Raw genomic sequence first — 12416 nt, forward strand, 5'->3', positions numbered from 1 at the left:
GACACGCCCGGGCGCCGCGCCGCCGTGTCGAGCGCCGCGGCCGGTGCTACCTCGGCCGGGCCGCCGCTGAAATCGGGATCGCAGGCGCCGCAACCGGAACGGCAGGTCGCGGCCGAGAGGTCCGCCTCGTCGGGCGCCGGCGCCGGTGCCACCGTGCCGCCCACCTCCAGCGCGGCGATCCCGGTGGCCAGGATCAGCGCGTGGATCGCGCGCCGCATCGCCGCCAGTTGGCGGTAGCGCTGCAGATCGGCGTCGTAGGCTTCGAGCGCGACGGCCGCGCGCGGCGCGATCTCGAAACCCTCGCCCCTGGCCTGCACCAGCCCGGCCGTCACCAGCGTGCGCAGCACGCGATCGACGAAACCCTGGCGCTCCTCGAGCGTGGCATCGTGCGGCAGTTGCGGCCCGTCGGCCAGCGCCAGCAGCGCCGAGGGCGCCACCGGCTGCTGCAGTTCGGCCGACAAGGCGGCAACCCGCTTGGCCACCTCCATGCGCGCCACGCGCATCACGTTGGCGCGCCGGAAACCGCGCGAGGTGAAATCGTCCAGCCAGGCCGCCAGCCAGTACCAGCGCAGCCAGACCCGCAGCACCAGGCGCGCGGAATCGTGTTCGTGGAATTCGTGGCGGCGCAGGTAGACCACGTAGCGCGCCCGGCCGGCGGCGGCCTCGCTCAGCGTCAGCGCCACCGGCGCCGCCGCCTCGCCGTCCGCGGCCAGGCCCCGGCCGCTGATGGTCTCGCCGGCCAGGCCCGTGACCCGCAGATGACGATCGTGGCCGGCACGCGCCGCCAGATGCGCGATCACCTGCATGCGGCCGCCGGACTGCCCCACCTGCCGCTCGCAGGCGATGCGCAGCGCCCGCCCGAGGAACCATCGATTGATCGACATGCCGGTCTCCGTGAAATGCTCGATGTCTGACGAAGCGGATCGACACGCCGGGCGGCTGCTGTAAAAACTACAATCGCGCGCGCCGGATTGTCGTCCTGGTACGCCGTCGCCGCGCCGCCCGCGCCGCGATGGCGGCTGGCGGGCGGCGCGACGAAGGCGCGGGGAAAACGCGTCGGTTCGAGCAAGATGCGGACCAGCACGCCGCGATCGAGGCGCGGCGCGGCCGAGCGCGGCACCGCCGGCTAGCGCACCACCACCATCTTGCCGCCGGCCTGGTTCGCCTCCATCACGCGATGCGCTTCGTGGATCTGGTCGAAACCGAACACGCGCGAGGGCTTCACGTCGAGCCGGCCCGCCGCCGCGTCGGCCGCGATCGCCTGCAGCGGCACGTCCGAGAGCGGGAAACCGGGCGTGCCGAACACGAAGCTGCCGAAGAAGCTCAGGTACACGCCGCTGGCCATCTGCAGCAGCGGATTGAAATCGCGGATCGGATCGAGCCCGCCCAGCCAGCCGGCCAGGCAGGAGCGCCCGCCCCGGCGCAGCAGCGAGAGCGAATCGAGCACCACCGAATTACCGACCAGGTCGAGCACCTTGTCCACCTGCCGCGCCTCGGCCAGGTGCGCCGCCAGGTCGGGCCGCTCGATCTCGCAGCGCGCGGCGCCGAGCCGTTCGAGCATCGCGAAGCGCTCGGGGTTGCGGGTGGTGGCGATCACGCGCGCGCCGGCATTGACGGCCAGCTTCAGCGCCGCCTGCCCGAACGAGGAGGTCGCGCCGCGAATCAGCAGCAAGTCGCCCGCCGCGAGTTCGAGGTTGCGGAACAGGCAGGTCCAGGCCGTCGCGTAGGTTTCGGGAATCGCGGCCAGCTCGGCCCAGGGCAGGTCGGCCTCGATCAGCGCGACGTTCGACACCGGCGCGCGCGTGAATTCCGCGTAGCTGCCGTTAATGGTGCGCCCCAGCCCGCCCATCAGCGCGGCCACCTTCGCGCCCACCGGGAATTCGCCGCCCGGGCAGGATTTGACGATGCCGACGCATTCGATGCCGCTGACCGGCGCGGCCTCGGCCCATTCGCCGCGCCGCATGTGCATCTCGGCGTGGTTGATGCCGAAGGCCTTGACCTCGATGACGACATGGCCGGCCAGCGGCTCGGGATCGGGGATCTCGCGGTAGACGAGGCTGTCGAGGCCGCCGAATTTGTCCAGGACGATCGCGCGCATGATGGGTTTCCTTGCAGGGGGGATGAGAGCCCGCCCGCTTCACCGCGACAGGACACGGCATGGCGGGCGGGACGGGACCGGGTGCGGACCGGGATCGCGTTGTCGCGAGTAACCCGGTCAACGACGGATCGAAGGTTACCCACCACCAAGTAACCTGTCAAACATATTTTTAAAGGTTACTTTTCCGACCGCCTGCCGTCGTCGATTCACGTCCTGCCGCTATACTTGCCGCTCGATCCCGCACCGGCCTCGCCGGCCGGCCCGCCAGACGCGCCCCGTCGCGTCGCCCGATCCGCTCATCCCCTCATGCGCGCCACCCTCGATCGTCGTACCGCGACCGCCTTGCTGGTCGCCGCCGTGTTCTTCATGGAAAACCTCGACGCGACCGTGATCGCCACCGCGCTGCCCACCATGGCGCGCGATTTCGGCACCGCGGCCGCGCATCTGTCGATCGGCGTGTCGGCCTACCTGGTGGCGCTCACCGTGTTCATCCCGATCAGCGGCTGGATGGCCGACCGCTTCGGCGCGCGCCGCGTGTTCGCCGCGGCGATCATCGTGTTCACGCTGTCCTCGCTGCTGTGCGCGGCCAGCGGCAGCCTGCCGGCCTTCACCGCGGCGCGCACGCTGCAGGGCCTGGGCGGCGCGATGATGGTGCCGGTCGGCCGGCTGGTGGTGTTGCGCAACACGCCGAAGGAGCAGATCGTGCGCGCCATCGCGATCCTCACCTGGCCCGCGCTGGTGGCGCCGATCCTCGGGCCGCCGGTGGGCGGCTGGATCAGCACGCACTGGAGCTGGCACTGGATCTTCCTGCTCAACCTGCCGCTGGGCGCGATCGCGCTGGCCGCCGCGCTGCTGCTGGTGCGCAACGGCGAGGCGAAGCGCGCGCCGTTCGACCTGACGGGCTTCGTGCTCACCGGGCTCGGATTCGGGCTGTTCATGGCGGGCCTGGAGGCGGCCAGCCGCGACGACGTCTCGCGCCTGCTGGCGCTGCTGATGCTGGCGGCCGGCGTCGCGCTGCTGGTGATATCGGCGCGCTACCTGGCGCGCGCCGAGCATCCGCTGTTCGGCCTGGCGCCGCTCGCGATCGATACCTTCCGCGTCACGGCCGTGGGCGGCTCGCTGTTTCGCACCGCGATCGGCACCGCGCCCTTCCTGCTGCCGCTGATGTTCCAGCTCGCCTTCGGCTACAGCGCCGTGGAGGCCGGCACCCTGCTGCTGTGGCTGTTCGCCGGCAACCTGGCGATGAAGCCGGCCACCACGCGGATCATGCATGCCTTCGGCTTTCGCCGGGTGCTGATCGGCAACGGCGTGCTGGTCGCGCTCGGCTTCGTGGCCTGCTCGATGCTGAACGCCGACACGCCGCACTGGCTGGTCTGCCTGCTGCTGTTCGCCACCGGCATGACGCGCTCGATGCAGTTCACCGCGCTCAACACGATCGGCTTCGCCGACGTGCCGCAGGCGCAGATGAGCCATGCCACCACGCTGTTCTCGGTGCTGCAGCAGATGAACGCGGGGATGGGGATCGCGGTCGGCGCGCTGGCGCTGTCGGTGGCCGGCATCATGGGCGGTTCCTCGCCGGGCAACCCGGGGCCCGGCGACTTCCAGCTCGCCTTCGACCTGATCGCGGTGCTGGCCGCGCTGGCGATCGTGGACAGCCTGCTGCTGCCGCGCGATGCGGGGGAGAAGATTCTCGCGCGAGGGCGTTGAGCGGCAGCGCCTCGGGGCCGCTTGCCTGGGCCATCGATCCCGAGGCGCCGCGCCGCTTGACTCTGCGAATCGGCGAATCGGCGAATCGGCGAACCGGCAACACCGGCTTGCCGGGTCGATCTCCATCGTGGCTTCAGCGCCCCGGCCGCGCGGCCTCGGCCGACAAACCCTCGATCGCCTCGCCCTCACGCCCCGCCGCGGCCGGCATCGCGCCATCCGCCGCCGAGCGATGCTCGTCCCGCAGTTCGCCGTGCAGCGCCGCGCGCAGGCGCTCGCGATCGAGCGCGCCCTCCCAGGCACAGACCACGATGGCGGCCACGCCATTGCCGACCAGGTTGGTCAGCGAGCGGCATTCCGACATGAAGCGATCGATGCCGAGCACCAGCACCATCGCCGCCACCGGCACGGTGGGCACCACCGAGAGACTGGCCGCGAGCGTCACGAAACCGGCGCCGACCACCGCCGCCGAGCCCTTCGAGGTCAGCATGGTGACGGCCAGCAGCGTCAGTTGCTGGGTCAGCGTGAGCGGCGTGTTGGTGGCCTGGGCCAGGAACAGCACGGCCAGCGTCATGTAGAGGCTGGTGCCGTCGAGGTTGAAGGAATAACCGGTCGGCACCACCAGCCCCACCACGCCGCGCCGGCAACCGAGCTGCTCGAGCTTGAGCATCAGTTGCGGCAGCGCGCTCTCCGAGGTCGAGGTGCCGAGCACGATCAGCAGCTCCTCGCGAATGAACACCAGGAAACGCAGGATGCTGAAGCCGGCCAGCCGCGCCACCGCGCCCAGCACCACGAACACGAACAGCAGCGCGCTCAGGTAGAAGCAGGCGACCAGCTTGAACATCGGCAGCAGCGAACCCACCCCGAACTTGCCGACCGTGAAGGCGATCGCGCCGAAGGCGCCGATCGGCGCGACGCGCGTGATGAAGCCGACGATGCGGAACATCATCGCCGCGGCGCCGTCCACCAGGTCGACCACCGGCTTGACGCGCTCGCCCAGCACCGACAGCGCCGAGCCGCACAGCAGCGCGAGCAGCAGCACCGGCAGGATCTCCTCGTGCGTGAAGGCGCCGACGAAGGTATCGGGCACCACCTGCATCAGGAAGCCGGTCAGCCCCTCGCCGTGCGCGGCGCGCGAGACGTAGCCCGATACGGCCGAGGCGTCGAGCGAGGCGATCGACACGTTGAAGCCGGCGCCCGGCTGCAGCAGATGGCCCATCAGCAGGCCGAAGCCGAGCGCGACGGTGGAGATCAGCTCGAAGTACAGCAGCGCCTTGCCGCCGGCGCGGCCCACCGCCTTCATGTCGCGCATGCTGGCGATGCCGGTCACCACCGCGCAGAACACCACCGGCGCGATCACCATGCGGATCAGCCGCACGAACAGGTCGCCGAGCGGCTTCAGCGCCTGCGCCGCCGAGGGCGCGAAATGGCCGACCGCGACACCGAGCGCGATCGCCACCAGGACCTGCAGATAAAGATGCCGCCAGAGCGGCACGGATTGCGTGCGAGTCGCCATTGTCTCCTCCGGAAGGTAGGCGTGCGTCGTCCCCGCCGCCCTGTTGACGGGCGGTCGAAGCGACGGATTCAGGAAAAACGGCGGCCGGCGGGATGCGCCGCCGCCTGCCGCCCGGTAGCGCGGGCAGCGATGGATGCCGCGGCGCTCAGGCCGCGGCGGCCTGGGTTGCGTCGATCAGCGCCCAGGGGCGCGCCGCGCGATGCGCCTGCTCGAAGGCCTCGATGCGGGCCTGCATCGACAGCGTCAGGTCGATGGTGTCGAGGCCGTCGATCACCATCCGCTTGTGGCGCGCGCCGAGCGGGAACGCATAACTGCGCCCGGCGGCCGAGTGCACCGTCTGCGCCTCCAGGTCGATGCGCAGGCTGCCTTGCGGGTTCGCCCGCGCGTCGGCCGTCAGCGCATCCACCTGCTCGCGCGGCAGCGCCACCAGCAGCAGACGGTTGTTCATCGCGTTCGAGTAGAAGATCTCGGCGAAGCTCGGCGCGATCACCGCCGCGAAGCCGTATTGCAGCAGGCCCCAGACCGCGTGCTCGCGGCTCGAGCCGCAGCCGAAGTTGGCGCCGCCCAGCAGCACGGCGGCGCCTTCGTAACGCGCGTCGTTCAGCACCGAATCCTCGCGCGCGACGCCCTGCGCGTCGTAGCGCAGGTCGTACAGCAGCCCGCGCGCGAGGCCGGCCTTGTCGATGCCGCGCAGGAACTGCTTGGGCATGATCTGGTCGGTGTCGAGGTTCTCGATCGGCAGCGGCAAGGCGCGGCCCTCGATGGTGGTCAGCAGGCTCATCTCAGCGCTCCAGGGTGCGGATATCGGTGATGCGGCCGGTCAGCGCGGCGGCGGCCGCCATCGCGGGGCTCATCAGGTGGGTGCGGCCGCCGCGGCCCTGCCGCCCCTCGAAGTTGCGGTTGGTGGTCGAGGCGCAGCGCTCGCCGTCGGCCAGGAAATCGTCGTTCATCGCCAGGCACATCGAGCAGCCCGGCTCGCGCCATTCGAAGCCGGCCTCGATCAGCACGCGCGCGATGCCCTCGGCCTCGGCCTGGCGGCGCACGCGCCCCGAGCCCGGCACCACCATCGCGCGCACGCCGGCCGCCACGCGCCGGCCCCGCACGATGCCGGCCACCGTGCGCAGGTCCTCGATGCGGCCGTTGGTGCAGGAGCCGATGAAGACGCGGTCGATCGGCGTGCCGGCGATCGGTTCGCGCGCCGCCAGGCCGATGTAGTCGAGCGCGCGGCGCGTCGATTCGGCCTCGCTCGGCGTGGCCTGCTCCTCGGCGGCTGGCAGCAGCGCGTCGATCGCGATCGCCTGGTCGGGGCTGGTGCCCCAGGTCACGAAGGGCGCCACCTCGGCCGCGTCGAAGCGGTGCTCGGCATCGAACACGGCGCCCACGTCGCTGGCCAGCGCCTGCCAGTCGGCGCGGGCGGCCGCCCATTGCGCCTCGTCAAAGCGCGTGTGCGCGCGCACGTAGTCGAAGGTGGTCGCGTCGGGGGCGATCAGCGCGGCGCGCGCGCCGGCCTCGACGGTCATGTTGCAAAGCGTCATGCGCGCCTCGGCCGACAGCGCGTCGATGGTGGTGCCCGCGTATTCCACCGCGTAGCCGCGCGCGCCCTGCGCGCCGATGCGCGTCACCAGCCAGATCACCAGGTCCTTCGAGGACGTGCCGAAGGGCAGCTCGCCGTCGATCACGATGCGCATGGTGCGCGCCAGCCGGTAGACCAGGGTCTGCGTCGCCAGCACATGCTCGACCTCGGAGGTGCCGATGCCGAAACCGAGCGCGCCCAGCGCGCCGTAGGTGGTGGTATGGCTGTCGCCGCACAGGATCACCATGCCGGGCCGCACGAAACCATGCTCGGGCGCGACCACGTGCTCGATGCCCTGGTCGGGGTCGTTGGTGCCGAACAGGCGGATCCCGGCGCGCTCGCAGTTGCGCGCGAGATTGCTGGCCTGGTTGGCCGAATCCGCGTCGAGGATCACCCGCGGGCGCTCGGCGTGGGTCGGGATGATGTGGCTCACCACCGCCACCTGCTGCCTGGGCCGGCGCACCGCGCGGCCCTTCGCGTCGAGCCCGGCAAAGGCCTGCGGGCTGGTGTATTCGTTCATCAGGTGCAGGTCGACATAGAGCAGCACGTTGTCCGCGTCGAGCGGCTCGACCGTGTGCGAATCGACCAGTTTCTGGTACAGCGTCCGGATCGCCATCCCGGCTCCTTTCGTATCGTGGGTGTGATGGGTCGCGGCGCGTGGGCCGCGCCGGCTTCGTGTTCAGCCGCGCAGGAACGGCAGCGCCGCGTCGAGCAGCGCCTCGGGCGCTTCCTCGGGGATGTAGTGGCCGCAGGGCAAGGCATGCCCCGTCACCGCATCCGACCAGCGGCGCCATTCGGCCAGCGGATCGAAGCACTGGCCGATCACGCCCTCGGCGCCCCATAGCGCGAGCATCGGGCAGGCCAGCTTGCGGCCCGCGGCCAGGTCGGCGCGGTCGTGTTCGAGGTCGATCGTGATCGAGGCGCGATAGTCCTCGCAGATGCCGTGCGCGGTGCCCGGCGCGGACAGGCAGCGCAGGTATTCGGCATAGGCTTGCGGCGTGAAGGGCTTGAGCCCCGCGCTGCGTGCGCCGATGGTCTGCTTCAGGTAGAGGTCCGGGTCGGCCTCGATCAGCGTTTCCGGGAACGGCGCCGGGCGCACCAGGAAGAACCAGTGCCAGTAGGCGCGCGCGAAGGCGAACGAGGTCTGCTCGTACATCGCCAGGGTCGGCGCGATGTCGAGCGTCACCAGCCGGCGCACCGCCTCGGGATGGTCGAGCGCCAGGCGCACCGCCACCCGCGCGCCGCGATCGTGCGACAGCACGTCGAAGCGCTCGAAACCGAGCGCGCGCATCAGGTCCACCTGGTCCTGCGCCATGCGCCGTTTCGAATAGTTCGCGTGATCGGGCAGGCCGGCGGGCTTGCCGCTGTCGCCGTAGCCGCGCAGGTCGGCGGCCACCACCGTGAAGTGCCGGGCCAGCACCGGCGCGACGCGATGCCAGATCGCGCGCGTCTGCGGATGCCCGTGCAGCAGCAACAGCGCGGGGCCGGTGCCGCCCTTCCAGGCCTGGATATGGGTTCCGTCGGTCTCCACCGAGACGGATTCGAAGTCGTCGAACATGGTTCCTCCAGCGTTTTTTGTAGTCTAATTGCTGCCTTGAACGCCATGGTATCGGCGAAAGCAAACCGGTATTAACCTGAGAGAACAAATGGACGCGATCTCCGATCTCGCGCTGTTCGAGCTGGTGGTGCGCCAGGGCAGCCTCAGCGCGGCCGCGCGCGAGCTGGGCGTGACGCCGCCCTCGGTCAGCAAGCGCCTCAAGCAGATCGAGTTGCGGCTGGGCGTGCGCCTGCTCAACCGCACCACGCGCCAGATCAGCGTGACCACCGAGGGCGAGCTGTACCTGAACAACGGCTCGCGGATCCTCGCCGAGCTGGCCGAGCTCGAGCAACTGGTGAGCCGCAGCCGCGCGGCGCCGGCCGGGCTGCTGCGCGTCAACGCCTCGTTCGGTTTCGGGCGCACCTGGGTGGCCGCGGCGATTTCCGAATTCGTCGCCCGTCATCCCTCGATGGAGATCCAGCTGCAATTGACCGACCGGCCGCTGAGCCTGCAGGAACAGGCTTTCGACGTCGGCATCCGCTTCGGCGACGTGCCCGAGGCGCGCATCAACGCCAGGCGGCTGCTGCGCAACCGGCGCATCGTCTGCGCGGCGCCGGCCTACCTGGCGCGACACGGCACGCCGCGCACGCCGCGCGAACTGGCGCAGCATCCCTGCCTGGTGCTGCGCGAGAACGATTCCGCTTATGGAAGCTGGCACTTCACGCGCGGCAGCCAGGAGGAAACCGTGAAGGTGCGCGGCCCACTCAGCAGCAACGACGGCGCGGCGGTGCTGAAATGGGCGCTCGACGGGCACGGCGTGACGATCCGCTCGCAATGGGAAATCGATGCGCGGCTGCGCGAGGGTTCGCTGATGCCGCTGCTGGCCGACTGGAGCCTGCCCAACGCCGATATCTACGCGGTCTACCTGGAGCGCAACCAGCTCTCGGCGCGGCTGCGCACCTTCATCGATTTTCTCGGGACGCGGCTGCCGCAGATGCTCGGCATGCCGGCGGAGCGCCGGCGCGGCGGCTGAGACGCTCACCGTCTTGCCGTGCTTGGTTGCCTTTCCTGAAACCGGGCACTATGCTTCATGCAACCTGGAGGTTGCATAATGAACCCTACCCCCGATTTCATCGAAAAGCATGTCGTCCTGCGCGCGCCCCGCGAGCGGGTCTGGCGCGCGATCAGCGAAGCGAAGCAGTTCGGTACCTGGTTCGGCGTCGAATTCGACGGCGAATTCGTGGCCGGAACCCGGCTGACCGGCCGCATCACCCCGACCCAGGTCGATCCCGAGGTCGCGAAGATGCAGGAGCCCTATCGCGGGCTTCCCTTCGAATTCCATATCGAGCGGATCGAGCCGATGCAGCGCTTCTCCTTCCGCTGGCACCCGAGCGCCGTCGATATCCATGCCGATTACTCCGCCGAGCCGATGACGCTGGTCGAATTCCGCTTGCAGGAGGCGGAGCCGGGCACGCTGCTGACGATCCGGGAATCCGGTTTCCATGCGATTCCGCTCGAACGCCGCGCCAAGGCCTTCACCAGCAACGAGGGCGGCTGGACGCATCAGGCGAAACTGATCGAGACGTACCTCGCGCGGCCTTCGGCATGAGCCGGGCTTCGATGCCCGCGGCTGCGCAGCTTCCTGGCGCGGCGCCGGTATTCGCCGCGCTCGGGGATCCGACGCGCCTGCGGATCGTCGCCAGGCTGTGCAACGCCGGCCCCTTGTCGATCGCCTTGCTCACGCAGGATGCCGACATCTCGCGCCAGGCCATCACCAAGCATCTTCACGCGCTCTCGGATGCGGGCCTGGTGAGCCACCAGCGCAGCGGCCGCGAAAGCGTGTGGCGGCTCGAGCCCCAGGGGCTCGCGCAGGCGCGTCGATATTTCGATCAGATCTCCGAACAGTGGGATCAGGCGATCGGCAGGCTGGCCGCCTTCGTGGAGCGCGATGGCCCCTGATCGCGTGGTCCAGCCGTCCTTTCACCGAGCCGCTTGGCGCGATCCGCGCGGCAACCGCTAGAATTGCCGTTTTCGTCCGGAATATGTCCATGTCTTTTGCCTCGCTCGGCCTGATCGCTCCGTTGCTGCGCAACCTGCAGGAACTCAACTACCAGACACCCACGCCGGTGCAGGCCAAGGCGATCCCCGCCGTGCTCGGCGGCAAGGACGTGATGGCCGCGGCGCAGACCGGCACCGGCAAGACGGCGGGCTTCGCCTTGCCGCTGTTGCAGCGGCTGGTGCAACACGGCCCGGCGGTGGCCAGCAATCGCGCGCGCGTGCTGGTGCTGGTGCCCACGCGCGAGCTGGCCGAGCAACTGCTGCAGAGCTTCGTCGACTACGGCAAGGGCCTCGATCTGCGCTTCCTGGCCGCCTATGGCGGCGTGAGCATCAATCCGCAGATGATGAAGCTGCGCAAAGGCGTGGATGTGCTCGTCGCCACGCCGGGCCGCCTGCTCGACCTGAACCGCCAGAACGCCGTGCAGTTCGACCAGGTGCAGACGCTGGTGCTGGACGAAGCCGATCGCATGCTGGACCTGGGCTTCGCGCGCGAGCTCGATGCCGTGTTCGCCGCCCTGCCCGAGCGGCGCCAGACCCTGCTGTTCTCGGCCACCTTCAGCGACGAGATCCGCGCCATGGCGGCGAACATCCTGCGCAAGCCGGTCGATATCAGCGTGAGCGCGCCCAACGCGACCGCCAGCAAGATCAAGCAGTGGGTGGTGACGGTCGACAAGCGCAACAAGCCCGAGCTGTTCACGCACCTGGTGGCGCGCAACAAATGGGAGCATGCGCTGGTGTTCGCCAAGACACGCAACGGCGTGGATTACCTGGCGGCCATGCTGGAGCAAGCCGGTTACGCGGTGGACACCATTCACGGCGACAAGCCGCAACCGGCTCGGCTGCGTGCGCTGGAGCGCTTCAAGGCGCGCGAGATCCAGATGCTGGTGGCCACCGATGTGGCCGCGCGCGGGCTGGATATCGACGATCTGCCGCTGGTGATCAACGTCGATCTGCCGATCGTGGCGCAGGACTATGTGCATCGTATCGGCCGAACCGGGCGCGCGGGCGCGAGCGGCGTGGCGGTGTCGCTGGTGTGCGCGGATGAAGCGCCGCAACTGGCGGCGATCGAGGCGCTGATCCGGCAAACGCTGCGCCGGGAGGAAGAGCCGGGGTTCGAAGCCGAGCATCGCGTACCGGAAACCAGCGCTTCGGGCGAGCTCATCAAGAAGCCGAAAAAACCGAAGAAGCCGAAGGTCGGGCAGGCGGTGGGGCAAAGGGCCGAAGTGACGGGGATGGATACGATTCACACCATCGGCAGCCCGTTCAGCATGCAAAAGCCGCGTGGGAAGACTGGCGGGAAGCCGGCTGCGGGTGGTTCACGCAAGCCGGCGGGTAAGCCTGGTGGTGGGCGGGGCAAGCGCCAGGCTTGATTTATTGGGTGGGCTTATCGTGGATTGCGGTTTCGGGTCCGACGCAGCCAGATTGCGTAGACGCCCAGCAGAACGATCACTACGGCATCGACGGGCAGCAGCATGGGAAAGGGACTTTCCCATTTGTCCATGTTCGTGGTCCGACCGTAGTATGGCGGGCCGTCTCCGTAGGCTTCCTGCAGATTGAGCATGTTGAATGCCGCGGCAAGCGCCACCACGACGAGAGCCAGCAGCCCCAAGGCGATTTTCAGGTGGCGTCGCGTCATCGGTATTTCACCGTTAGCGGGAGATGGCAATCCGGCACACTGCATGCCAGCCCAGTGAGCCTGCCGATTTCGTCGCCATATGGTTTCGACATGGATTTGTCCTCGTTTTTTGCCAGGCGAGTCTAGGCGCGTGGCCTGGACGAGGTAAGTGTGTGAATTGCCGCAGTCGCGATAAGTCTGTAGCAGATGGGTTGCCGCAAAGGCCCAGCCTTACCTCGGCGAACCGCTCGCAAAGCAACACCTCCCACGCAGATGAGAGGGCGAATGCCTGCCGCACCAAGCATCCGCCTCCCC

At 69.4% G+C, this 12416-nt stretch carries 12 protein-coding genes; 5 read left to right on the forward strand and 7 right to left on the reverse strand.

The window, feature by feature from the left end:
- Both F3J18_RS22365 and F3J18_RS22370 read right to left on the reverse strand, forming a co-directional pair.
- Nucleotides 1–884 (reverse strand): hypothetical protein (locus F3J18_RS22365; RefSeq protein WP_166914270.1); only part of this gene is annotated, 884 nt, incomplete at its 3' end.
- 242 nt (nt 885–1126) lie between these two features.
- Nucleotides 1127–2098: a zinc-binding alcohol dehydrogenase family protein gene (locus tag F3J18_RS22370; protein WP_166914272.1), complete on the reverse strand. Its 972-nt coding sequence runs from the start codon at nt 2096–2098 to the stop codon at nt 1127–1129.
- Nucleotides 2099–2404: 306 nt separating this feature from the next.
- Between F3J18_RS22370 and F3J18_RS22375 the strand changes: the two genes are divergently transcribed.
- Nucleotides 2405–3805, forward strand: coding sequence for a DHA2 family efflux MFS transporter permease subunit (locus tag F3J18_RS22375; protein ID WP_013690476.1), 1401 nt, complete (start codon nt 2405–2407; stop codon nt 3803–3805).
- Between the two features lie 133 nt (nt 3806–3938).
- Here the strand turns inward: F3J18_RS22375 and dctA are convergent, their stop codons facing one another.
- The 4 genes from dctA to F3J18_RS22395 form a co-directional block, all read right to left on the reverse strand.
- A complete protein-coding gene (gene dctA, locus F3J18_RS22380) occupies nt 3939–5318 on the reverse strand; it encodes a C4-dicarboxylate transporter DctA (RefSeq protein WP_166914273.1) in 1380 nt (459 codons plus the stop codon).
- A 145-nt stretch (nt 5319–5463) separates the two neighbouring features.
- Nucleotides 5464–6099: a 3-isopropylmalate dehydratase small subunit gene (leuD, locus tag F3J18_RS22385; protein ID WP_025100260.1), complete on the reverse strand. Its 636-nt coding sequence runs from the start codon at nt 6097–6099 to the stop codon at nt 5464–5466.
- A gap of 1 nt (nt 6100) precedes the next feature.
- Complete coding sequence (leuC, locus tag F3J18_RS22390; protein ID WP_166914275.1) at nt 6101–7507, reverse strand: 3-isopropylmalate dehydratase large subunit; 1407 nt, start codon at nt 7505–7507, stop codon at nt 6101–6103.
- A gap of 63 nt (nt 7508–7570) precedes the next feature.
- Nucleotides 7571–8449 carry an alpha/beta hydrolase gene (locus tag F3J18_RS22395; protein ID WP_013690480.1) on the reverse strand — a complete coding sequence of 293 codons (879 nt, stop codon included), beginning with the start codon at nt 8447–8449 and terminating at the stop codon, nt 7571–7573.
- Nucleotides 8450–8537: 88 nt separating this feature from the next.
- On the opposite strand from F3J18_RS22395, the gene F3J18_RS22400 reads away from it, so the two are divergent.
- From F3J18_RS22400 to F3J18_RS22415, 4 genes are all read left to right on the forward strand, one after another.
- Nucleotides 8538–9461, forward strand: a complete 924-nt coding sequence (locus tag F3J18_RS22400) for a LysR family transcriptional regulator (protein ID WP_017920899.1) — start codon at nt 8538–8540, stop codon at nt 9459–9461.
- Nucleotides 9462–9539: 78 nt separating this feature from the next.
- Nucleotides 9540–10037 carry an SRPBCC family protein gene (locus F3J18_RS22405; protein ID WP_166914277.1) on the forward strand — a complete coding sequence of 166 codons (498 nt, stop codon included), beginning with the start codon at nt 9540–9542 and terminating at the stop codon, nt 10035–10037.
- Nucleotides 10038–10048: 11 nt separating this feature from the next.
- Nucleotides 10049–10387 carry a metalloregulator ArsR/SmtB family transcription factor gene (locus F3J18_RS22410; protein ID WP_166914279.1) on the forward strand — a complete coding sequence of 113 codons (339 nt, stop codon included), beginning with the start codon at nt 10049–10051 and terminating at the stop codon, nt 10385–10387.
- Nucleotides 10388–10476: 89 nt separating this feature from the next.
- Nucleotides 10477–11856: a DEAD/DEAH box helicase gene (locus F3J18_RS22415; RefSeq protein WP_166914281.1), complete on the forward strand. Its 1380-nt coding sequence runs from the start codon at nt 10477–10479 to the stop codon at nt 11854–11856.
- 14 nt (nt 11857–11870) lie between these two features.
- Here F3J18_RS22415 and F3J18_RS22420 read toward each other — a convergent pair whose 3' ends face one another.
- On the reverse strand, nt 11871–12122 hold the full coding sequence (locus F3J18_RS22420) for a hypothetical protein (RefSeq protein ID WP_166914283.1): 252 nt from the start codon (nt 12120–12122) through the stop codon (nt 11871–11873).
- Between the last annotated feature and the right edge of the window lie 294 nt (nt 12123–12416).

Origin of the sequence: Burkholderia sp. Ax-1720 (genome assembly GCF_011753035.1) — a bacterium.
GTDB lineage: Bacteria > Pseudomonadota > Gammaproteobacteria > Burkholderiales > Burkholderiaceae > Burkholderia > Burkholderia gladioli.

What these genes read in the sequence shown, in the direction of transcription:
- F3J18_RS22370 (WP_166914272.1), bottom strand. Translation starts at nt 2,098, where the DNA reads ATGCGCGCGATCGTCCTGGACAAATTCGGCGGCCTCGACAGCCTCGTC.
- F3J18_RS22400 (WP_017920899.1), top strand. Translation starts at nt 8,538, where the DNA reads ATGGACGCGATCTCCGATCTCGCGCTGTTCGAGCTGGTGGTGCGCCAG.
- F3J18_RS22405 (WP_166914277.1), top strand. Translation starts at nt 9,540, where the DNA reads ATGAACCCTACCCCCGATTTCATCGAAAAGCATGTCGTCCTGCGCGCG.
- leuC (WP_166914275.1), bottom strand. Translation starts at nt 7,507, where the DNA reads ATGGCGATCCGGACGCTGTACCAGAAACTGGTCGATTCGCACACGGTC.
- leuD (WP_025100260.1), bottom strand. Translation starts at nt 6,099, where the DNA reads ATGAGCCTGCTGACCACCATCGAGGGCCGCGCCTTGCCGCTGCCGATC.
- F3J18_RS22375 (WP_013690476.1), top strand. Translation starts at nt 2,405, where the DNA reads ATGCGCGCCACCCTCGATCGTCGTACCGCGACCGCCTTGCTGGTCGCC.
- F3J18_RS22420 (WP_166914283.1), bottom strand. Translation starts at nt 12,122, where the DNA reads ATGACGCGACGCCACCTGAAAATCGCCTTGGGGCTGCTGGCTCTCGTC.
- F3J18_RS22410 (WP_166914279.1), top strand. Translation starts at nt 10,049, where the DNA reads ATGCCCGCGGCTGCGCAGCTTCCTGGCGCGGCGCCGGTATTCGCCGCG.
- F3J18_RS22415 (WP_166914281.1), top strand. Translation starts at nt 10,477, where the DNA reads ATGTCTTTTGCCTCGCTCGGCCTGATCGCTCCGTTGCTGCGCAACCTG.
- dctA (WP_166914273.1), bottom strand. Translation starts at nt 5,318, where the DNA reads ATGGCGACTCGCACGCAATCCGTGCCGCTCTGGCGGCATCTTTATCTG.
- F3J18_RS22395 (WP_013690480.1), bottom strand. Translation starts at nt 8,449, where the DNA reads ATGTTCGACGACTTCGAATCCGTCTCGGTGGAGACCGACGGAACCCAT.